This window comes from Flavihumibacter profundi (assembly GCF_020076305.1).
Lineage (GTDB): Bacteria > Bacteroidota > Bacteroidia > Chitinophagales > Chitinophagaceae > Flavihumibacter > Flavihumibacter profundi.
Map to the genome: position 1 here is coordinate 194,624 of NZ_JAIQXE010000002.1, position 23,417 is coordinate 218,040.

At 39.5% G+C, this 23,417-nt stretch carries 15 protein-coding genes and 1 CRISPR repeat array; all 15 genes read left to right on the top strand.

From position 1 onward, the window contains the following. The first annotated feature begins 2 nt into the window (after positions 1–2). The 15 genes from LAQ65_RS10590 (at position 3) to LAQ65_RS21115 (ending at position 23,417) form a co-directional block, all read left to right on the top strand. Positions 3–1,904, top strand: coding sequence for a tetratricopeptide repeat protein (locus LAQ65_RS10590; RefSeq protein WP_224116938.1), 1,902 nt, complete (start codon positions 3–5; stop codon positions 1,902–1,904). A 113-nt stretch (positions 1,905–2,017) separates the two neighbouring features. After that, positions 2,018–2,713, top strand: a complete 696-nt coding sequence (locus tag LAQ65_RS10595) for a CRISPR-associated endonuclease Cas6 (protein ID WP_224116939.1) — start codon at positions 2,018–2,020, stop codon at positions 2,711–2,713. Next, positions 2,700–5,153, top strand: coding sequence for a type III-A CRISPR-associated protein Cas10/Csm1 (cas10, locus tag LAQ65_RS10600; RefSeq protein ID WP_224116940.1), 2,454 nt, complete (start codon positions 2,700–2,702; stop codon positions 5,151–5,153). The genes LAQ65_RS10595 and cas10 overlap by 14 nt, the downstream gene beginning before the upstream one ends. Before the next feature lie 5 nt (positions 5,154–5,158). Further along, positions 5,159–5,554: a type III-A CRISPR-associated protein Csm2 gene (csm2, locus tag LAQ65_RS10605; protein ID WP_224116941.1), complete on the top strand. Its 396-nt coding sequence runs from the start codon at positions 5,159–5,161 to the stop codon at positions 5,552–5,554. A 24-nt stretch (positions 5,555–5,578) separates the two neighbouring features. Further along, positions 5,579–6,247, top strand: coding sequence for a type III-A CRISPR-associated RAMP protein Csm3 (gene csm3 / locus LAQ65_RS10610; RefSeq protein ID WP_224116942.1), 669 nt, complete (start codon positions 5,579–5,581; stop codon positions 6,245–6,247). Next, positions 6,240–7,265: a type III-A CRISPR-associated RAMP protein Csm4 gene (gene csm4, locus LAQ65_RS10615; RefSeq protein WP_224116943.1), complete on the top strand. Its 1,026-nt coding sequence runs from the start codon at positions 6,240–6,242 to the stop codon at positions 7,263–7,265. The genes csm3 and csm4 overlap by 8 nt, the downstream gene beginning before the upstream one ends. A gap of 10 nt (positions 7,266–7,275) precedes the next feature. Further along, positions 7,276–8,385, top strand: coding sequence for a type III-A CRISPR-associated RAMP protein Csm5 (gene csm5, locus LAQ65_RS10620; RefSeq protein WP_224116944.1), 1,110 nt, complete (start codon positions 7,276–7,278; stop codon positions 8,383–8,385). 39 nt (positions 8,386–8,424) lie between these two features. Beyond that, on the top strand, positions 8,425–9,426 hold the full coding sequence (gene cas1, locus LAQ65_RS10625; protein ID WP_224116945.1) for a CRISPR-associated endonuclease Cas1: 1,002 nt from the start codon (positions 8,425–8,427) through the stop codon (positions 9,424–9,426). Between the two features lie 24 nt (positions 9,427–9,450). Further along, positions 9,451–10,455, top strand: a complete 1,005-nt coding sequence (locus tag LAQ65_RS10630) for a BT4734/BF3469 family protein (protein WP_224116946.1) — start codon at positions 9,451–9,453, stop codon at positions 10,453–10,455. A 22-nt stretch (positions 10,456–10,477) separates the two neighbouring features. Continuing rightward, positions 10,478–10,957: a CRISPR-associated endonuclease Cas2 gene (gene cas2 / locus LAQ65_RS10635; RefSeq protein WP_224116947.1), complete on the top strand. Its 480-nt coding sequence runs from the start codon at positions 10,478–10,480 to the stop codon at positions 10,955–10,957. A 125-nt stretch (positions 10,958–11,082) separates the two neighbouring features. Continuing rightward, positions 11,083–14,330: a CRISPR direct-repeat array (repeat unit 37 nt; unit sequence CCCAGAATTTATGATCCAGTAAAACAAGGATTGAGAC). A gap of 241 nt (positions 14,331–14,571) precedes the next feature. Next, positions 14,572–16,404 carry a hypothetical protein gene (locus tag LAQ65_RS10640; protein ID WP_224116948.1) on the top strand — a complete coding sequence of 611 codons (1,833 nt, stop codon included), beginning with the start codon at positions 14,572–14,574 and terminating at the stop codon, positions 16,402–16,404. Between the two features lie 10 nt (positions 16,405–16,414). Continuing rightward, positions 16,415–17,836, top strand: coding sequence for a hypothetical protein (locus tag LAQ65_RS10645; RefSeq protein ID WP_224116949.1), 1,422 nt, complete (start codon positions 16,415–16,417; stop codon positions 17,834–17,836). A gap of 23 nt (positions 17,837–17,859) precedes the next feature. After that, on the top strand, positions 17,860–18,576 hold the full coding sequence (locus LAQ65_RS10650; RefSeq protein WP_224116950.1) for a uracil-DNA glycosylase family protein: 717 nt from the start codon (positions 17,860–17,862) through the stop codon (positions 18,574–18,576). A 50-nt stretch (positions 18,577–18,626) separates the two neighbouring features. Then, a complete protein-coding gene (locus LAQ65_RS21110; RefSeq protein ID WP_224116951.1) occupies positions 18,627–20,033 on the top strand; it encodes an ATP-dependent DNA helicase in 1,407 nt (468 codons plus the stop codon). A gap of 552 nt (positions 20,034–20,585) precedes the next feature. Beyond that, positions 20,586–23,417, top strand: coding sequence for an AAA family ATPase (locus LAQ65_RS21115; RefSeq protein WP_317196996.1), 2,832 nt, complete (start codon positions 20,586–20,588; stop codon positions 23,415–23,417).

Consider the following 23,417-nt stretch of genomic DNA (forward strand, 5'->3'; position numbering starts at 1 on the left):
TTATGGCGGATACAAAAGAAATATTTCAGTTAAGAAAGGCAGGCCATCTGGAAGAAGCTTATACTAAAGCCCGGGTTGCTTATCAGGCCTCACCTGAAGATCCATGGGTAATTCGGGCAATTGCCTGGGTTTTGTATGACCTTTTGAAAAAGGCATTAAGTGAGGAAAATCAGGAAGTGGTAAGTGGCTATGTTAGAGAATTACAGTCATTAAACTTGCCTGCCGAAGATGAAGTGTTAATTCAAAGGGTAAAGGCCATGATTGAACAGGCAGATAATGAACATCAAGTTTGGCACAAAGCCCGAAAATTGGCTGATGAAGGAAAGTTTAAAGAGTCGCTTCAGTTATTAAGATCAATTGGGCAATTTTTTATAAATAATGCTACGTTTTCGAATTCTTACGGCTGGTGCCTTTTTCATTACCTCAAATATTTGATGGAAAATGAAAACACCAGTAAACAATCTATGCAAGGATTATTAGAAGAGTATAAACAACTCAATATTTCCCGACCTTCACCTTTATCGAGCAGTATGCTGCGTTTGGCCCTTAAGCGAATAGATGAACCTGGCTTTTCGTTCCTTCGGTTTTTCGAGTGGCATGGTTTCGGGAATTTTACAGAAGAGGATTGGAATAGGTTTGAAAGGGAGGGTAAGGAATATCCTTCATTGGTTGAATCAGCCATACAGGCTGCGGGTAAACAGGTACTCCACCAGGGAGCCGAGAATGAGATCAGGCAATACCTGCCAGCGCTGGATGCTGCCCTTGCTCGTTTCAGTGATAATGTTTGGATGAATTATTATAAAGCAAAACTCTTGTATAAAATAGGACAGGCCCCCGCTGCCATTGAATTCCTGAAGCCTGTGATCAAGAGTAAAAAATCAGATTTTTGGTCCTGGGCATTAATGGGGGATATTTATAAAGAACATAATCCGGACCTAGCCATTTCTTTTTATTGCAAAGCGCTACTTTGCCCTGCAGAGGGTAAGTTCTTATTAAACATCAGGTATGCACTGGCAGGCTTGTTACAAGCTAAGGGAATATTTAACGAGGCCTGTACTGAGCTAAACCTGTACCTGGCCGAGAAAAATCTAAATGGCTCGGCTATACCGGTTGGGGTTAGCCAATGGCAATTACAAGATTGGTACAAAAATGCGAAACCACTTGAGCATAACCGCAAATTTTATAATGAAAACAAGATTAGGGCCGAGGAAATATTGTTTCAGGATCTTCCCTGGAGCAAGGGCTGCGTTGGGGAAACCTATAATATGAAAGATGCCCCGCCAATTTCTAAAACGCAATTACATTTTATCAATAGCGGGAAGCTCCAGCAGGTAAGTGTAAAGGGTAGCGCATTCAGGTTATTAGGCAGGTTGAAAGAAGGTAGTCCTATTAATTTGAAAGCTGAACTTCATGAAGGGAAGTGGCGGGTTTTTATAATTGAAAAAAGGAATGAAGGCGATTTTTGGGATGTTTTCCCGAAAAATATAGGGGTTATTGATAATGTAAACCACCAAAAAGGGCTTGCGCATTTTATTATTGATAAAAACCTGGATGGTCTTATCAGCTTTTCTGGCAATATGGTACCCTTGGTTGAAGGTGATATAGTCAGATTGGTTTTATCAATCAGACAAAAAGGTAATGGAAGGGAAGTTGAAGTTAGAAATTGGGCTTTGTCCGAAGAACAACCAGATGCCAACGTTTTTAAATCTTTCAAAGGCCCTTTGCGGTTGATTGAAGGCCAGGCGATTGGATTTGTTGATGATATATTTGTCGACAGCCGGGTCTTGGCAAAAAGTGGACTGGTTGGCCAGGGAGGAAAAATGATCAGTGGCAAAGCCATTATTAATTATAACCTCAAAAAAAGAATTTGGGGTTGGAAAGCTTTATCTATTGATAATAGCTAAACATTTGATAAATTGATAAGCAGTTTTTCGTTTATGGGTCCCTGGTACTCTGCAAATAGATTGCAGGATTCAATTTTAATATTGAGATTTTTTACTCCTGAAATATAATTGTAATGAATGTAAAAAAACTTCGGGTTTTAGTGGTGCGGTTTGACCAGCGGATGGAAGTCTGGCAGACACCCGCCTTCAGGGCTGCGATTATTGAAAAAGTGGGCAGGAAACATGTAGCATTTTCGCATCATGTTTCTGATGAGGAATTATTGTATCGGTATCCCCTCATTCAATATAAAACTATCCAAAACCAACCCGCTATTGTATGTCTTGGAGATGGGGTAGAAGAGATTCATAAGTTCTTCCAGAAGCAAAGCTGGACAATTGAAATCGGGGAAGAGACGATGGATCTCAAAATTGAGAAACTGGACCTGAACAGTTTCACGCTAAATGTTTGGGAGAAGGAATTTACCTATACCATCCGTTCATGGATCGGATTGAATAGCAACAACCTGAAACAATTTAACAGCATGACAAACGAGTCAGATAAGTTGTCTTTCCTTGAAAGGATACTGATCGGCAATATCCTGTCATTTGCAAAAGGAGTAGAATGGACTGTTGACAAGCCTATTAAAGTACATATCAGGAAGATCGATAACCAGCGAATGGTACCCTACAAGGAAAACCGCATGCTGAATTTTGACCTGGAATTTACGACGAATGTCTTCCTTCCTGCTTTTATCGGCCTGGGAAAGGGAAGCAGTCGTGGATTCGGAGTAATTAAACCTATAAGGACAATATCTTATGAGCATTCTTAACCCAAGTATTGCAGGTCTCGCCGGTCTTCTTTCTGACCTGGGCAAGTTATACCAGTTGGCAGAAAAAGGTCCGGCTGCATATGTTCCGGAAGACTGCCTGCAATGGACGCAAAAATTTGTTGAAGAAAACAAAGACCTCTTCGTTCGTTGGGGCTTTCCGTCGCAGCTTACCGCAGGCTTAACGCTAAAGGATCTTGTTTCATCATCTGCTTCTTCAGAAAAACCAGAACAGGCCTTATTGGCCATGGCAAGGCAATGGGCTATTGGATCTGTTCAGGTTACTAGGTCGGGCATACCCCAATTGACGAGTGTATTTGCCAGGTTAAAAACCTCTGTTGGAGAAGGTAAGGGGGATGCCTTTTACCCGGCCCGGCCTTTATCTATTGGTGATGCTGTTTTTCCTTGTACGCAAGAGGAAGCTATTCGTGCCAGTAACTATAAGGAATTGTGGCAGGGTTTTTTGTCAGAATTGAAGTGGATTAATTCCAGCGATCCTGAAGCAGCCGTATTTAGCCTGTTTCATTTGCTGAAAAAATATACCTCTTTCCTGCCTGCATTGCCAGCTGGAAATACTGAAATAAGTTCATTCGAAGCATCAAAGATAACCGCTTCATTGGCGCATTCGCTAATTACTTATTATGGTGCCCACCCGGAAATTTTGGAACCTGATCCTGCCCAAAGTTGGAAGCTTAAGGCCGATTTTTACCCATTCCTTCTGGTATGTGGTGATATTTCCGGAATACAGGCTTTCCTTTATAATATCGCCAATAAGAGTGCTGCAAAAAGTTTAAAGGGCCGCTCTTTTTATATTCAGTTATTGGCGGATACAATTGCCCGTGAGCTAATGACAACATGCGGCGCGAATATCTATTCTATAGTGTATACCGCAGGCGGTAAATTTTACCTGCTGTTGGCCAACACCACTGGTGTAAAAGATGCACTGGCAGCATACCAGGAAAAAATAGAAGAACGTTTGTGGGCGCAATTTGAAGGCCGCTTATCAGTGAATATTGCTCATATCGCCTTTACTTTTAATGGTGCTGGCCTGGTGTCAAATGATAAACCTGGCGAAATTTTAACTGTAGGTGATTTGTGGAAAGAACTTGCAGAAAAGACCAGTCTGGCTAAACGTCAACGTTATCGCAAGTTGATGATCAACCAGTATGAAAGCCTGTTTGAAGCGCATGGGACTGGCGGCAATACCAGGATATGCGCTATAACTGGTCAGGAACTGGAAGGATCCGAGGCGGTGATATTAGATGAGCCGGAAGTACAAAGTTCAGATGAGGCTACAACTTTCATTTCACGGATGGTGGATGAGCAGATTAAATTGGGCCGTCAGTTGGTTGGTGCAAGATCTATAGCTATTGCTAAAGAGCAGTTAGGGAAGGGTTTTAAGCCGGGGCTGACAAATAATTGGTTTATCAGTGAAAATATGTATAATTCCCCTGACGATGCTAAGGGTTGCATATCATATTCAATAGATTTCAATGATAAGCTAGATTTTCTTCCGGGCAACAATAGCAGTAATAATATTGGCTATGGTTTTCGTTTATATGGTGGCATAAGGTCTGCAACAGTTAAGGGGATTAAAAGGGATGAACTAAAGACGTTTGAAGAATTGGCCACCATTGGTGAACAGCAGGATCGTTTGGGCGTGCTGCGTATGGACGTTGATAACCTGGGCCAATTATTTATGTCGGGGTTTCCTCCTGAGCGAAGAAGTTTTGCCGCCCTGGCGACATTATCTGCCGCTCTGGAACTCTTTTTCAGTGGTCATCTCAACGTAATCCGTAACATGGAGAAATACCGGGACAACGTTAATATCATTTATTCCGGGGGGGACGATGTGTTTGCTGTTGGACATTGGAATCTTATATTGGATTTTGCTATTGAAACCAGGAATGCGTTCCGGCGATATGTTGCCGGTAGGGATGACCTGACCATATCAGGAGGCATTGCTATAGTGAGACCTAAGTTTCCCATTGCCAAAGCAGCTGAACTGGCCGGTGAAGCAGAAGATGCCGCCAAAATGCACGTGATAAAAACCGGGGATATCACTTTTGAGAAAGATAGTATAAACCTTTTCGGAACATCTCTTAATTGTACGCAGGAATTACCATTTGTGCTGGCGTTTAGGGATGACCTGGTTTATTGGATCAGGGAAAAGAATTATGTTTCCAAAGGTCTATTGATGAAATTCTTTGAGTATTATGAACAATATAAACAAAATAAAATTCAATGGAGATGGCAGGCTGCATATGCCTTATCACGCTATGAAAAGCAAAGAGATGATATGGAGCACCGCCAGGTATTCGACTGGTTGAAAAAACTGGTCTTTACAGGTAATTACAGGAACCAGTACAAAGGAATTTCATTTGAAGCAATTATAGTAGCCTGCCGCTGGGCTGAATTATTAATTAAAAAATCAAAATCATAAAAACTATGCCAACAATGATCAATGCATCAGTCCTGGATACAGGTATTGATGAAAATATACTTAAACAATTGGAAGATTGGGGGCGATTCCTTGCTGAGAGGACCCCAGGCAGGTTAGAGATGAGTACAAGCCAGATCCGTCGTTTTTTTGGCGAGATAAAACGTATCCAGGCAGACTTTGAAAACAATGCTAAAGATGTGCTTTTGTTAGATCCAAAAATTGCCTATGCAGTTGGCCGTGCAAGTAGAGATGCAGGACAAAGGTCAGCTGCGATTGGGGAATTCTATAAAATGGTCAGCCCTCTAATTAGAAGTATACGGATGGATAAAATGCGATATTCCCATTTTGTACACGTATGTGAGTCCATCGTAGCCTACCATAAAGTATATGGCGGTAAATAATAAATAATAAAGAAAATATCAAATATGCAACTCTATAAGAAGATCATCATTACTGGTGAATTAGAATTGATCACCGGCTTACACATCGGCGACAGTAAAGAAAACGTGGATATAGGCGGGGTGGATAGTCCTGTAGTCAGGAGAAAAGACAACAATCAACCATATATACCAGGCAGTTCTATAAAGGGCAAGATGCGGTCTTTACTGGACATTTCCCATGGGCAATCAGATACTACTAAAAATCCACAGCATCCGATTGGACAACTTTTTGGTTCTCTGGGAATAAATAACCAGGAAGATGGCCGGCCAAGTCGCCTAATTGTTCGGGATGCTTATTTGATGAAAGAAAGTGCAGAAAGCCTGGGTAACAGTGAGTTTACTGATATGCCGTACACCGAGGTAAAATTCGAGAATACTATTAACCGTATTTCTGGTAAGGCAGATCATCCCCGTCAGTTTGAAAGGGTACCTGCTGGCGCTAAGTTCAATGTAGAATTTGTGATCAACGTTATAGCCAATCAACCTGAAGACGCTGCCCGGTTAGAGAAACAATACATGGATATGTTCTATGCTGGTATCCGGCTTTTAGAAGATGATTATCTGGGTGGAAGTGGCAGCCGCGGCTATGGCCAGGTAAAGTTTTCATTTCAGGATCCTATTAATAAAACAGCTGAATCTTACATCAATGGCTGAGTTAAAATTTTCTTGCTTTCGCCTGCTTTTCCATACACCTTTGCATATAGGGAATGAACGTTCCGATTATGCGAGTGGCAGTGCATTTTTGTCCAATGACGCCTTAATGGCGGCTATTTATTTTGCCTGGGCAAGGTTGGGACATCCGGAATGGATACCTGGGAATACAACTGAAGCGATACCCTTCGCCATCAGTAGTTTATTCCCTTTTGCTGGTAGCGAAAAACAAAAGACGGTTTATTTTTTCCCTCGTCCATTAGTAAAAGTTGACCAGGAAGGAAATCCTTTGTCAACCAGTTTAAGAAAACGAATTAAGAAAGTAAAATGGGTAGACCTGTCAATACTGGAAGGACTTTTAAATCAACAGCCGGGTGATGTTATTGACGAACATTTGAATGGTCAGTTTCAGTCTGCTTGCCCGATGGGGCAGAAACAAATCCTTACTAGCCAGGTAGTGCCTCGGTCAAGAGTAAGCAGGACAGGCGAGGAAGATACTGCCATTTTCTATACGGAACGTTTTTTCTTTAGGGCCGATTCCGGCTTGTTCTTCCTGTTTCATTCGTCAGAACTAATTTGGAAAGACCGGATACAAGCAGCCTTAAATTTACTGGCTGAGGAAGGATTGGGGACAGATCGAAATGTGGGTAATGGAAAATTCAGTTGGGACAAGCAGGAGAACTTTACCGTAAAGGTTCCTGAGTCAACAGCCTATCAGGTAAACCTGGGCTTATATTGCCCGGAAAATGCAGGAGAGTTATCGCTTGCACTCGAGGGCCCATCAGTAGGTTATGATTGGGTAAAACGGGGCGGCTGGTTAAGCGAACCCTATGGGACCTTGCGTAAAAGAAGTATATATATGATCAGGGAAGGAAGTTGCCTGGCTATTAAATCAAATGATGCTTATACGCCTGTAATATTGGGCAAACAGGTTGATGTTCGTCCTAATGAGGTTCATCCACCAGTGGGCCATCCTGTTTGGCGTAATGGGCGAACGCTTTTTTTGCCATGTAAACAATAATTAAAACATCATGACACACCAGGTAGAATTGGAGGTTTTAACGCCCGTTCATGTAGGAATGGGGACTGAAAAAACACTCATAAAGGGGTTGGATTTTATTTACAAGGGCAGAAATTTTTATGTTTTTAACTCAGGAAAGATTCTTGAGCAACTGGAGCAAAAAGACCTTGCAAGTGTAAGCAGCTTCTTATCGGGTGGGGACTTTGATGGGTTCACAACTTTCCTGGAAAGGAAAAGGCTATTGGAAGGAGCAAGCATACTATATTCCAGTTATTCTGAGTATGGAAATACAAATGAGGTCCGTACTACATTCAGGAATGGCGCGGGAAAATATTTGATTCCCGGATCGTCTATAAAAGGGGTTATACGTGGAATATTGGCCAGCCATTTATGGGAAGGAAGAACAGCTGATATACAGTTAAATACTTTAATGGGGAATATTGATAATAACCTGATGCGGTTTTTGCAGGTGACAGACTGTATGATTGACACGCAACCTATGATCTTCCCGGTGAAAATATTTTCGGCAGATCATGATAGGGGCAGCAGAGAAAATTATGGCGCCTGGAAACATAATAGAAATGGGGGCCATGCTGAGAACTTTTCACAAGATGGCTTTGTAACTTATTTTGAAATGCTCCCTGATGAAATGAGTGGCCATGCCACCAAGGGAAGTTTTCGGATCAACTGGGGCGGAGCGGAATATATACGGAGGAATAATAATAGTGTGCCAAACATCAACCTATTCGAAGAGGTCGGTGGGGTTAATTGGCTGATAAAAACTATTAAGAAGCATTCAGCAAATTTTTTAGAAAGGGAATTGGATTTTTTTGAGGCTTACAGAAATGAAAGGCTGGATGACTCATTTTTCCAGGAATTGGAGTGGTTGTTAGAACAAAATGAAGCAGACGAAAACTCCTGCATTATAAGAATTGGCGGAAATGTTGGCTGGCATAGCATAACCGGTGATTGGAAATTTTCTGACAGCCATATTAATGCAGTGGAAATACATCGTGGAAGAGGTCCTGTTGAATATAAAACCAGGAAACTTGGCTTTCAAAAAGATGATATAGGCCTTCGGTTTTTTCTACCCGGTTATGTAAAGCTAAAAGTAATATAACGGTCACTTGATCGTTATGTTAATGCTAAATCTGCCAAGTTGGAAATTATCGTTCAAAAACGTGGCGCTAAAATCAGCCTGATAAATGGCATGCTCCTGATTTCTCATGAAGATGATGAGCACAAAATCCCTATTTCAAAAATAACAAGCCTGCATTTATCAAAAGGTTGCCTGGTGAGCACAGATGCCCTGATTCTGGCCATGGAAGAGGGTATTGATGTGTTGTTCGTCACGGGTAGGGGAAAGGCTATTGGGCGCCTGTGGAACAGTAAATTTGGTAGTATTAGTACAATCCGAAAGAATCAATTTGCATTTGTCCAAAGTGAAGCAGCAAAAACCTGGGTGCAGGAAGTGTTGAGGAAGAAACTCAGCAACCAGCAGGCTTTGCTGATTACTCTTTATCGGGTTGATCGAAGTACTGATGAACTGATTGATGAATCAGTTGCATTTTTAGAAAAGTACAAAGAAAAAATTGCAGCCTGGAAAGACGGCACCCTGGGTGAATTATCAGATAAGTGGCGTGGCTGGGAAGGCGCATGCGGAAAGAAATACTTCGCCTGTATAAACTGCCATTTGCCCGACATTTACAGGTTTGAAAAGCGGAGCCAGCACCCGGCCAGGGATATGTTCAATGCACTCCTGAACTATGCATATGGTATGTTATATGGCAAGATCGAAGGAGCCCTGATTAAAGCCGGTATAGATCCTTTTATTGGTATTATGCACAGGAATGAATACAATAAACCGGTGTTGTCCTACGATATTATTGAAGTATTCAGGTATTGGGCTGATTTTGTAGTTACAAACCTCTGTATGCAGCAGGTAATTTTTCCGGATATGTTCCGGGTGGAAGGTGACGAGTGGTTGTTGTCCGACCCGGGGAAGCGTATTCTTATACAGTCTTTGAAGGATTATCTTGACGAGTTGGTTGATTGGGAGTGTTTATCCAGGAGCAGGGAAACCCATTTGGATTTGTATTGCCAGAAGTTTGCAACAAGCCTGAAAAATTTTGAAGAGTCTTTAGACAATCAGGTGCAATAATATTCCTTAATTAAATCTGATCCCATGACCGATCTGGTAACTTTATACAAAGGAATAGATATCCACCAAAGTCACAAGGAGATTTTACAACCAATTTCTATTAACGAAATTGCCAGTCAAATAAAGCTGGGTGATGCAGGCCTGAAAGAACTTTGCGCCCAATTGGCAACCATTTTGCGAATGGACAAGTCAGCATATATCCGGCATAAAACAAGGTTGCCATATGTTTGTTGCGGAACGTTTGATGGAAATATCCGGAATGGCAGGCCCGCAATCATCGCTGATAATCAAGTTGCGCTTGCTTTTATTTCACCCTCAAGGAAAGGCTTTAAGGTATTGTTCATGCTCGACAGTCCGATTACCTTAATGGAGGATTACCGCCAATTTTTCCGAAACTACGCCCTTCATTTTTCCGAAAAAAACGGCTTAGGGAATTATATCGACCAAAAGACTTGTGATGCCACTCGTGTTAGTTTTTTATCGTATGATCCGGAATGTTATATGAATTCTTCTGTAGATCCTGTGCAGTGGCAGTTATTCCTGCCTCAACTGCATGCGGAGGCGTTATCTGGCCAGAATGGGGGACCTGGTAAAGAGGTCTTACAGGGAAATGGGGAAAAAGCACAATTCAAAGAAAAAAGTAATCCATCGAAAGAATTGCCTGCGGAGGTTTATAAGGCTGTTGTGGAAAGGCTGAATCCAAAGGCACACCGAAAAACGCCTAAACAGGTATTTGTTCCGGAGATTCTGGAGCAATTGGCGGTTCAGGTTCAGGCAGCAATTATTTTGAAAGGATTCCAGCTTAAGGATATCAAAGACATAAACTATGGCAAAAAGATAGTGATTGCATCAGGTTTTTTATGGGCAGAGGTTAATATATTTTATGGTAAACGCGGTTTTACTGTGATTAGAAGTCCTAAGGCCAATTCAGATCAAAAGTTGGGCGAACAACTTGAATTTTTGATATGGGAAGTGTTGAATCGCCCCGCTGCGGTGGATTATGGAATGCATCCGGATGATCATCAATAGAGGTGATAAGGTAAATAATTTTATGGCCAAACCTAAGACTTACCATGAGTTATTACTGGCTTTGAAAAAGGCCGGAATGAATCGTTCCGCTGCATTGTCAGAGAAAAAAATTTTAACTGATAAAGATGAATTATTGCCATTATCCGAAAGGGTAGAGAAGATCATTTCACTGTTAAAAAAAGCATCTATGACTCCTGCACATAATACCCTGGGTTTTATCATGTATGATATTGAAGACAATAAAGTAAGGAATCATATTGCTAAATACCTGGAGCGTTTAGGTTATGTGCGGATTCAGAAGAGCATATTTTTCGGAAATACCAATCGTAAGATCCATGAAGATGTTCACCAGGCCTTGAAAGAGATTAATGATTTGTACGAGAACAAGGATAGTATAGTATTTTTGCCCGTAAGTAGCGATGATATTAGTAAGTTAAGGTTAATAGGTAAGAATATTGAGTTTCAGGTGATGATGGGATCAAAGAATGTATTATTTATCTGAATAGTATTAATTTTGCAATCCGAATTTTGCGATAAAAATTGAATTCATTTGGTTAAGTTTAGCATAAATACGGTACATATGCCTTATTATATTATTGGCTGTCAAAGTATTTGTAAAGGGAAGGCCCCAGAATTTATGATCCAGTAAAACAAGGATTGAGACTACCTACTAAATGCATTGCTTCTTTAAATACGCTCACCCAGAATTTATGATCCAGTAAAACAAGGATTGAGACCTGAATACAAATTCATGAGGGGAAGAGAAGTTAGCCCAGAATTTATGATCCAGTAAAACAAGGATTGAGACGTGTGCCTTGTCCAGGTTTCATCAGGATCAGTGATCCCCAGAATTTATGATCCAGTAAAACAAGGATTGAGACACACTGCAAGTGTCGCAATCATAACGATTTTCATAACCCAGAATTTATGATCCAGTAAAACAAGGATTGAGACTGCACACCTTTCTCACTATACTCCACTCCCAGCACCCCCAGAATTTATGATCCAGTAAAACAAGGATTGAGACCGGGCTGTGCAGCATTGAGTAAAGCTGCTGCTGCTTCCCAGAATTTATGATCCAGTAAAACAAGGATTGAGACACCCACACTTCGACGGTATCGTACACTGTTAACTTCCCAGAATTTATGATCCAGTAAAACAAGGATTGAGACTAGATCAGCTTGTCGAAATAAGCTTTCTGGCCCGCCCAGAATTTATGATCCAGTAAAACAAGGATTGAGACAACTTCTTTGTTCCTTTAAATATCCCGTTGTTATCCCCAGAATTTATGATCCAGTAAAACAAGGATTGAGACTGGTCTTTCAAAGTGATGGTTGAGCCTACGAGCTCTTCCCAGAATTTATGATCCAGTAAAACAAGGATTGAGACTCCTCGCGCTGCTCGTACGCAGTACCGTCTACGAGACCCAGAATTTATGATCCAGTAAAACAAGGATTGAGACAAAAGTTATGACTCCCGGTAACGTCGCTGATTTCACCCAGAATTTATGATCCAGTAAAACAAGGATTGAGACTGTCCCCTTCAGCGGTTAGCTCAATGTTGTCTACTTCTCCCAGAATTTATGATCCAGTAAAACAAGGATTGAGACCTTAATCTTTTCCCTGAGTTCAGAGATCACAAAGACCCCAGAATTTATGATCCAGTAAAACAAGGATTGAGACATCTCCTTTCTAAGGTCTTCGGGAACGAAGAACCTCCCAGAATTTATGATCCAGTAAAACAAGGATTGAGACTGAAACATCGCGTCTGAGCTATCGAAAGCTGCAACGCCCCAGAATTTATGATCCAGTAAAACAAGGATTGAGACCAATGCTTTTCTTTGCTTTCCCCTGAATTGTTTCCCCCAGAATTTATGATCCAGTAAAACAAGGATTGAGACAAAATAGTCCAAGTATGTATCTTCTCCTTTAATTCCCCAGAATTTATGATCCAGTAAAACAAGGATTGAGACACGCTGGCAATTCCGGGTAGTGTCATTCACTATCCCCAGAATTTATGATCCAGTAAAACAAGGATTGAGACCGATCTCGCGGGCACCGATAGACAGGAAGCTGACAGCCCAGAATTTATGATCCAGTAAAACAAGGATTGAGACCGATCCTCTGCGTTACTTGCGACGAGCTGCTGCGGCCCCAGAATTTATGATCCAGTAAAACAAGGATTGAGACTGATGCTGGCCGGATCGACAGTGATCAAGGTGCCATCCCAGAATTTATGATCCAGTAAAACAAGGATTGAGACTCCTGTTTGGTATTCCAAACGGAAGCGATGATAGCCCAGAATTTATGATCCAGTAAAACAAGGATTGAGACCTTCGTTTATGAATTCTATCGCTTTCATAAATTAGTCCCAGAATTTATGATCCAGTAAAACAAGGATTGAGACAAAGGAAGGAATCACTTATAACTGGATTTATACCGAACCCAGAATTTATGATCCAGTAAAACAAGGATTGAGACTCAGAAAAGGTAAATTCATGAGGTGAAGAGAAGTTAGCCCAGAATTTATGATCCAGTAAAACAAGGATTGAGACATAGGTCTTAGCCAGTGCTGCAGTTTCCTGTGCAACAACCCAGAATTTATGATCCAGTAAAACAAGGATTGAGACTGATTTTCGGACAACTCAACCCCGTTGACTGTGACTCCCAGAATTTATGATCCAGTAAAACAAGGATTGAGACTTGTTAACCACGGTCATTTGGTACTTTTTAACGTACCCCAGAATTTATGATCCAGTAAAACAAGGATTGAGACTACCAGATAACAGTATAGAGGAGATTTCCTGAAATCCCCCAGAATTTATGATCCAGTAAAACAAGGATTGAGACTCATAGCAAAATTTCTTACCCTTTTTACTTTCGGCCCAGAATTTATGATCCAGTAAAACAAGGATTGAGACTCCTGGCTGTTCGCCTTGAGGTTATAGATCAGCTTCCCAGAATTTATGATCCAGTAAAACAAGGATTGAGACCCAAGCACTCCGGCGGTTTCGTATATCGCCTCGCCCCCAGAATTTATGATCCAGTAAAACAAGGATTGAGACGTAGCAACCATGGCATTCATTGAGAGTTCTGGTACATCCCCAGAATTTATGATCCAATAAAACAAGGATTGAGACTGAGCTTAGCTCCTGCTGGTCAAAAGGCTCGCTGCGGACCCAGAATTTATGATCCAGTAAAACAAGGATTGAGACTACGAGAGTAACCAGCGATAACATCAACGTTAACGGACCCAGAATTTATGATCCAGTAAAACAAGGATTGAGACTCCTGTTTGGTATTCCAAACGGAAGCGATGATAGCCCAGAATTTATGATCCAGTAAAACAAGGATTGAGACCTTCGTTTATGAATTCTATCGCTTTCATAAATTAGTCCCAGAATTTATGATCCAGTAAAACAAGGATTGAGACTTTTTAGTCTAACCTACTCACATCCCTATTAGGAGGCACCCAGAATTTATGATCCAGTAAAACAAGGATTGAGACATCTCAATCTGCTTATTGATAACAGCGGGGATGGCTTCCCAGAATTTATGATCCAGTAAAACAAGGATTGAGACGCCTTGCTGTCTTACTGTACCTTTAAAGTCAAACATCCCAGAATTTATGATCCAATAAAACAAGGATTGAGACACATCCTGCTTTGCGTACTTTGTTACGTCGCGAACCGCCCCAGAATTTATGATCCAGTAAAACAAGGATTGAGACCTCCTGTGAGTTGGCCTTCAGGTTGTAGATGTACTTGCCCAGAATTTATGATCCAGTAAAACAAGGATTGAGAATACTCTTACTCTGGGAGTGCTTAATCGAGTACAGCCCCAGAATTTATGATCCACTAAAACAAGGCTTGACACACTAAATGTTTTATGCAATTGCACTTATACATGAGCATCAGTATATCCCAACTATTATGGGGTATTTATACTAAATAATAAAGCGAAAACGAAAACATAACAATTGAATTCATTAATTGCAATTGGTAATATTTGCTTCGCGTTATATTTTCTGCTATTTTCATATTAATTAGATATTTGCCACCAGTAAATAATGCATTGTATTTCACTTCTCTGATATTCTTATTCGAAACCTTTCATAATGAACAAGCCTCCCCTGCTCCTTTCCTTAGGTGCCAATCATGCAGTAGCTATCCAGGCCTACTATTTGTTCCACTCTCAAATCAGTAGTATTCATATACTTGGTACCGATAACCCACGTACAAATTACCAGGCACTCGATGAATTTTTTAGCAAGCATTCAATTGATTATACAATCACGATCATTAAAGACTATGGAGAACTTAAAAGCGTATACGACCACTTGGTTTTTGAAGAGTGTCTTCTTAGGTGGTATCTTCACTATGCAGCTAATGACCTTCCTTTAGTTTGTATATCAGGGGGGATCAAGAGTATGTCAGCAGCTTTCCAAAAAGTTGCTCAATGGCTGGGCGCTGAAAAGGTGTTTCATACAATCGCAGAAGGCCAACCGGCAAGCATAATAGAGATTGAAAACGCGATTGCAGAAAATAAGATAATTACCCTTGATATGGGATCAGAGCCTGGATGGCCGGCCTTTCGTTCTGTTGGTAAGTCCTACCCCGCAAAGCTTATATCAATTGATGGCAGCAATTCAATGTATTACCTATGGCAACCTGTACATCAGGATTTTCTTCAGGCGATTCAGTCTGCAATTAAAAGAATACAAAAACTTGTTCACCTGGATGCTTCGGTTGATTTGCCTTTCTCGAGTTTAAATCTATTGCCGGGTGATCGTATGCAATGGTTACAAGAGGAATTACAGATTTATACAGACCGAGCGTGGATCTGTTCATTGCCCAAACTTGACCTTCATTGTCACCTTGGTGGATTTGCCAGTTCCGGCGAACTTTTGAAAGCTGTTCGAAGCCGGGCCCGGGATCCACTTCCCAAAATTGATTTACCTGAGCCGCTAATACCTAAAGGGTGGCCATACCCCAATATTCCCCTCCCGCTCGATGTATATATGCAACTCGGAAATGCTACTGGCTCTGCACTGTTAAAGGATTCCGGTTGCCTGGATGCTCAAGTGGAATTATTATATGATCATTTCATCAGTCAGGGAATACGTTATGCGGAAGTGCGCTGCAGTCCTGATAACTATAAGACTGCAGAAAAAAGCAGTTGGCAGGTGCTGCAGGACATCATCATTTCTTTTCAGGCTTGCATGGCTCGCTATAAAGACAGCGAACGCTTCTGTCATGTTAATCTATTACTGATTGCTACCCGGAAAAAAGGCGGAGACAGGAGCAGTATCAGTCGCCACCTGGCTTTGGCAATTACTGCTACACAACACCAGGAAAAACTTACTGACGATGGCCATTGTAAGGTCGTTGGGGTAGATCTGGCCGGATTTGAAAGCGAGGAAACCAGGGCCGGTTATTTTGTTACTGATTTTGTCGGTGTCCACCGATGCGGATTAGCTGTAACTGCGCATGCAGGTGAGAATGACGATTCCGAAGGAATCTGGCAGGCTGTATTCAATTTGAATGTCAGGCGATTGGGCCATGGACTTAGGCTTCTGGAAGCTCCTGAACTTCTGAAAAGTGTTGCTAATCGTGGTATTGGCGTTGAAATGTGCCCTTATGCCAATTACCAGATCAGGGGGTTTTATCCGATGGCAGGCAAAGAGAAAGTTTTTTATCCATTGCGCGAATACCTGCAACAAGGCGTTCTTGTTACTGTTAACACTGATAACATTGGTATTTCTGCTGCAAACATTACTGATAATTTTTTATTCCTCTCCAGCCTCTGCCCGGGAATTACACGTATGGAAATACTGCAATTGATTCGTAATAGTATTGAGGTGGCGTTTATTTCAAGCTTGTACAAGAAAAAAATGCTGGCTGAAATTGACAAAGCTGTTTTTATATCTTGCATTTCACATTTACCCTAATATTATTTGTATGGATAATTATGTAATCCTGGTCAATATTGGCAACCGTAACATTAAGTACCACGGACAAGGTTTCGAAAATGATGAGATTCCAAAGAGTCGATTTCTAGAAGTGACAAAATATTTATGGGAAAATGAGGGCGAACAAAAGAATTTGTCTTTAAGCATCCTGCCGGCTATTCTTGGGAAATATCCCGCTGCTTACTTATACATGTTTTGCACCTTGCAGGAGCCCGTCTTTGAACAGGATACTCATTTCGAAGGTTTGGTTATAGAAAGAATGCTAAAGGAAAATAATTCCGTGGGTAATGTAAAAGCAATCACTATGCGGGGAATTCAACCAACCAGTGAAGAGAAATTGATACCATGGTATAAAGATACCATCAAACAAATCAGGAAAGAACATGAAACGGCTGCCTTTATTATGTATGATACAGGAGGTACTTATCAGCAAAAAGCTGCTTTAAAAGCTGTTCTCGAGTTTTATTTTAAGCCAGCTTTCAATAGCCATAGTTCAGTTCGGCATACAGGCTTGTATTTATACCAGGGTATTGATGACCAGTCAGGCGGAACAATGATTCAGTTGATTAAGAAAACGGCTTCAGAACAATTACAGCAGTTAACAAACGTAATGTTTCTGGCTGACCATTATAATTATGCTGCAGCATCTGATCTCCTGGGTAATACCACCAATCCGTCATTAAGCATGACGTTATCTTACGCAGCATTACGATGGCATAATATGTGGCAGGAAATAGAACGGAAATATTCCCTTAATAATTTTTCTAAAGCAATAAAGCAACACCCGGTTTTTAATACCATTAGTAAAGACCATAAAAAGAGTTTTGATGACGAGAGTTTAAAAAAAGTTGGACTTGGACCAACGGCCTTTCGGCATTGCCGTAACCTGATTGCAAAAAGTTCTGCACAAGCCGAAATTGGCGATTACTCAGGTTCAATATTATCTTTTCATCAGTTTATTGAAGGTTTCGTATATGGGTATATTCAAAATAATAGTGAATTTAAAATTTATGACGATTATAGGAATTATAGTGAAAAACTGAAAGACTGGTTAATTGAAAATGAGAATGATTCATTGCTTGAACGCTTTGGGAGAGTGCCCGGTGGAATCAGTTTTCCGCTGCTGGTTTTCTATGCCCAAAAAATAAGTGAAAGAAAAAATGGGAATATGCCGCATTTTTTAATTGCCATACAGGAAACGCAATCTATTTTCAGGGGTAAAATGTATAAGTCTTTTAGATTTCTTGATACAATCCGGAATGCTATTGCCCATGATGGCGAAGGGGTTACCCCGGCTGAATTCCAGGCTTATTTCCCCTTGGTTGATGAAAGTTTTAAATTGTTTATGAATGAAGAAGCGAACCCATTCGACCAAATAAATGCTTTGCTGGAGGACTTGATACTGCTATAAAACATTCAAAAAATAGATTAGATATGCCTGTTGATGAATTAGAATTACACCCCTTTTTGGATAGCGGGGAAAGTATTACCGGGCACCGAATGATTGTTGGAACCTTTCCTGTTTATTCAATAACATTACCCGAAACAAACCATAAACAAGCATTGGTAAAATCAAGGGGTGATATGCCATTTTTTTATGGAAGCCGCTCAAATAATTGGTGGGACTGGTATAAAGAGTATATTGATTCTGGAGTTGAAACGCGGATGGCGGAATCTTTGCTTTCAAGTTTGAAGAGGAATGGCATTGCAATTTCAGATGTAATCAGTTCATGTAAAAGGATTGACGAGTCTTTTATGGATAACCGCCTAAGGGATATAACCTGGAATACAAACTTATCCAAAAGAATTGAAAGAGGTATTGAGCGGATTCTATGTACCGGTAAATCAGATCAAGGGGCGATGGGGTGGTTAAGGAAGAGGATTTTGATGCCGAATGGTTTTTCTTTTGAATATGATCGTTCTAAAGAACTTCACAATCAGATTCTACAAGAAATACCTGGTAGTAATCGCAATATTAATCTTATCGCAAATGTTTTGGTAAAGAATGGTAAATCTGTTGAAATTATTGCATTGCCATCTCCAGGTAGTCCTGAAAGGCGGGTCAATGATTTTGGCAGGGTTGAACATTTGACAACTGAATATTTACGCAAATATTTAAGTGTTTCATTCAATTGGTTTATGCATATGTAAACTCTCCCTATGAAAGATAGAATACAGTTGGAATATAAAAGAATAGCCAAGTGAATATCCGGTTAACCCCTGAACAAGAAGAAGCCAAAAACCGTATCCTGGCGTTTGTCCGCAAGCCTGGCAAGGGTGTTTTCATTTTAAAAGGTTATGCCGGCACAGGAAAGACCTTTCTGCTCCAAATGGTTGGTAAAGAATTAGCACAAGAAAAAAGGGTGTTTTCTTTATTGGCCAGCACGGGTCGAGCAGCCTCTATTTTACGGGCGAAGACAGAATTTACTGCCAATACTGTGCATGCAGCTCTTTATAAGTTCTCGCATATTGAAGGAGACCATGAAGAGTTGCCGGATGATGCAGCAGTTGACCAGTTTGGCCAGATGAAACTTTCGTTTTCCCTGCGCATTCCTGATGAAAAATCCCATCTGCTTTATATTGTAGACGAGGCATCCATGATAAGTAATGTGCCATCCGGGGATGGGGATTATGCCAATTTTGGCACTGGATATATATTAAATGACTTTTTCTCCGTCATAGGACATAATAAAGTCATTTTTTGCGGTGATCCTGCGCAATTACCACCGGTATCCCAAATAGAAAGTCCAGCCCTCAATGAAAACTGGTTCCGCCAATATGGATTACCTGTCGAGACCTACTCTTTAACAACAATTCTCCGGCAATCAGGTGGTAATGATATTATACAACTTGCTACGCAAGTCCGGAATATGATCGGACAAACCTTCCGGAACCGTTGGATCAAAATTCCAGCGAGTAATCTTCGTGGAGTCCATTGTCTGCCGCTTGAAACTATGAAAAGGGAACATCTTCAGTTTTTGATAAAAAACGGATTCGGCAGTTCGATAGCGGTCACTAATAGCAATAAGAATTGTCATGTTATCAACGGGTTTATCCGGGAAAAGCGATTTGGTTTAGCAAATTCCAAGCTTCAGATAGGTGATATTTTAATGGTTAACCAGAACAATCACCTTGTGCCAATAGTCAATGGCGATATGGTTGAAGTGTTAACTATTGGTCCCATAATGACAAGGGCTGGTCTGCATTTTCAGCAATGCAGCGTAAAAGCCTTACACAATGAGAAGGAATACGATACGCTGATCAGCCTCGATGTATTATATGGAAACGGGCCTAATTTGAATTCAGAACAGCAACGGCTGTTGTTGATTGATTACAGCAGGAGAATGCGGTCAAGGGATATCCGGCCAAAATCCCCGGCCTATTACAACGACCTGCTAAAGGATCCTTACCTCAATAGCCTGAGAGCAAGTTTTGGCTATGCGGTTACTTGTCACAAAGCTCAGGGTGGGGAATGGGATACTGTGTTTCTATACCTCAATAAAAGCATGTACTCTATGGAGCAGGAGTCATTGATCAGGTGGTGGTATACAGCGATTACCAGGGCAAAAAGCCGGTTGGTAATGGTTGATGATTACTGGATCAATTAGCTGGTTAATGGGAATACTTTAATCCTATTACATAGTGTCTCTATTTTAGGGGAAAGTCTATAATCTTGCGGCGGTGTGCTAGGAAAAAGCCCCAGAATATTACGATGCCACTAGCCTTGCATATTACTGAAAAACTAAAAAATATTTATTTCTAATTTAAAAAACTAAAAAATCCGCTAACTTAAATAAGATATATACTCACTAACAAAAAGTTTACTTACTTCTGGCGACCAACAATCATAATTTTGGACCAATAAATTTGTAATCATATTTAATAAATGAATCTGTCTGAATTCAATACGCTATCTAAACGGGAGCAAATAGAGCTAATTTGCCTCGAGGGAAATCCACTTCAAGGATTAGACAAGGGAATGGATTTATTTAGGCTCTACGATTTCTGGGTAGTGATTAAAGAAAATGAGGATGGAGAAGTTATTTATTTGCAGACCTACCAATATGAGCCCAATCAACAATAATAATCGATGAGTCACAGACTGTATTGCTTGCGATTAAACTTAATAAGAACATATTAAAATACAATAAAGGCCATTCATGCAAAGAAATAGCAAAAGCTTTATTAGGGCGTTATTAAAATTTCTAAATAGTAAAGTTGACTCTAAGCCTACTTATGAAGGAATTACTTTACAAGGCATTGATGATGATGAACCCAAGAATGGATTTAAAATTAGTTTCTCAGGCAAAGACTATATTTTTCGATTATACGATTCTCACTACAATAACGAAAACGCATCTTTTTTAAATCTAAGGGATTTAAACAGACCAAAGGGAACAAATTCTTTAATACAATACACAATCGATAAAAGTAATTTTATCATTGACAATAGCAATTTTAAATTAAAGCAAAATAAGCTTATTACTATAGGTACAAAAAAAGATGGGTTAAAACAAGACTCTGAAAAATTAATGTTTGATTTAGGGTTTAATCAGGATAAAACAATTCTACAAGGGGAGTTTAACAATCCAGACTTTGAATCAATAACCAAAAGCCTCTTTAAATGGTTACGTATAAGAACAATTGCCAAACTTCAACTTGAAAAGAAATATAGAATTTTAGATAATAAAGAAAGAGTCGAAAAAATTCAAGATACGAAGCTAACTGGAACAATTTGGAAGCTTGGTTGTAACTGGGGTACTGGCAAACCTAGTTTTTATAATTATATAAAAAATGAAGAAATTATAATTGGAGTAGATGACAAGAAATATAGTGTCGGAGATTTAATTGTAGTAACTGAAGGTCACCTTGTAAAAGCTATTGCTAGAATAAATGAGAGCCCAAATTCAGTAACTGTTGAAACAAGACTAGAAGCATCTTTTGAAAAATACCAAATTGAATATGATACTTGGGTAAATTTTGCATATGCAGAATGGTATGAACTTGAACATGATGAAACATTTTATAATCAATTACAACAAGGTATTTGCAAAGTTCAAAATAATGAAATTCGTAAGAAGGTAATTGATTTATGGAATAGTAGAAAAGCAAATTATTGGATTTTTCAAGGTAATCCGAATAATTTTGATTTTGAAACAGCAATAAAAAACAATATACTGGAAGACTGGACTGTTACTGCCCACAAAGACAAAATTAAAATTGGGGATAAAATAATTTTATGGATTTCAGGTAAAAAGCCTGGCTGTTATTCTCTTGCAGAAATAACAAGTGAACCACACATCATTTCCAATTCGAAAGATTCTCATTTATGGAAAACAGAAGATAAGAATCTATTGAAAGCAGGTATTAGAATTACACATAACCTAATTGACAATCCAATTCTTTTAGAAGAAATCAGAAGTAATAAAGATTTAGCCGATTTAAAAATCGGCAATCAAGGAACAAATTTTAAAGCAACAAAAAATGAATACAAAACTCTTTTGGAATTAGCATTAAATAAAAATATACCGACCGAAGTAAAAGTGGCTCATGCTTATTTAGTCAAATCAATGAGCCACAGAAAAATTCAAGAAGAAATACTTGAAAAAGAAACTCCGGCAAGGGGTGGCGGCTTTTTAGCAATGACTATTCTTCATGACTTTGAAATTAAAGATGAAAAAAAGGGAATTCTATCAAAAAACTCCTTAGACTCTGAAATATATAACGCAACCGGTAAATACTTGGAAGCTTTAAACCTAATTAAAAAGTATTATCCTGAACTAACATCTAATAATCAATCCAATATAATGAGTACATCGAAAAATATTATTTTGTATGGACCACCTGGTACAGGTAAAACATATAACAGCATTGATAAGGCAGTTCAGATTGCTTCGCCTGACAGATATATTCCCAACAATCATGTGGCCAACAAAATCATTTTTGACGAACTCAGAAAATCTGGATTAATCGAATTTGTTACTTTCCATCAAAATTATTCCTATGAAGATTTTGTTGTGGGAATTTCTCCCGATGTAACATCAGGAACGTTGCGCTTTGATAAGCGAGAAGGGATATTCAAACAGTTAGCGGAAAGAGCAAAGCAAAATTGGCTTACATCTACTAATAAAATAGAAGTAACAATTGACTTCAACTATGTTTTCAATACTTTTTTTTCAAAATTAATTGAAGAAGAAGTAAAAGAGGTTGAAATACCAATGAAGAGCAAGGGATATAAGTTTAAAATAACATCAATAGACATTGACGATGGGAGAATAAAATTTACTAAGCAAAGTGGGGGAACTGGACATGATCTGCTTTTAAAAAATCTAAAAGGAATTTATGAAGGTACATTAGATTATGGTGTAGAAGGTTTAGGAGTGTATTACAATCCACTTGTAGAACATCTAAAAGAATTTGGAAAAAAACTTGAACTTCCAAAATCTGCAGACAATCAATTAAAATATTTTGTTTTAGTAATTGACGAAATCAACCGTGCAAATATTTCAAAAGTATTTGGCGAGTTAATTACTTTACTGGAGGATGATAAAAGGTTGGGTGAAGAAAACGAATTAAAAATCACTTTGCCAAATGGCGAGAAAGAATTTGGCGTTCCGCCAAATCTTTACATTATTGGCACAATGAATACAGCTGACAAGTCAATTGCATTGATTGATATTGCTTTGCGAAGAAGGTTTGAATTTATAGCCTATTATCCGAAATATGCTGGCTATGATTCAGATGCAATTGATTTGCTTGGAAAAATTAATGAGGCAATATATAGGGAGAAAAAATCCGCTGATTATCTGATTGGGCATGCTTACTTCATGAACGGTCAAACGATTACAACAGTTTTGCAAAACAAAATCATTCCTCTATTGATGGAATATTTTTCAGGCAAGACAGACATTGTTGAAAAAATATTTGCTGGCTCTACTTTGCATGTAAATTATAATACAACTAATTTCACTTGGGATATTTTAAATATATAA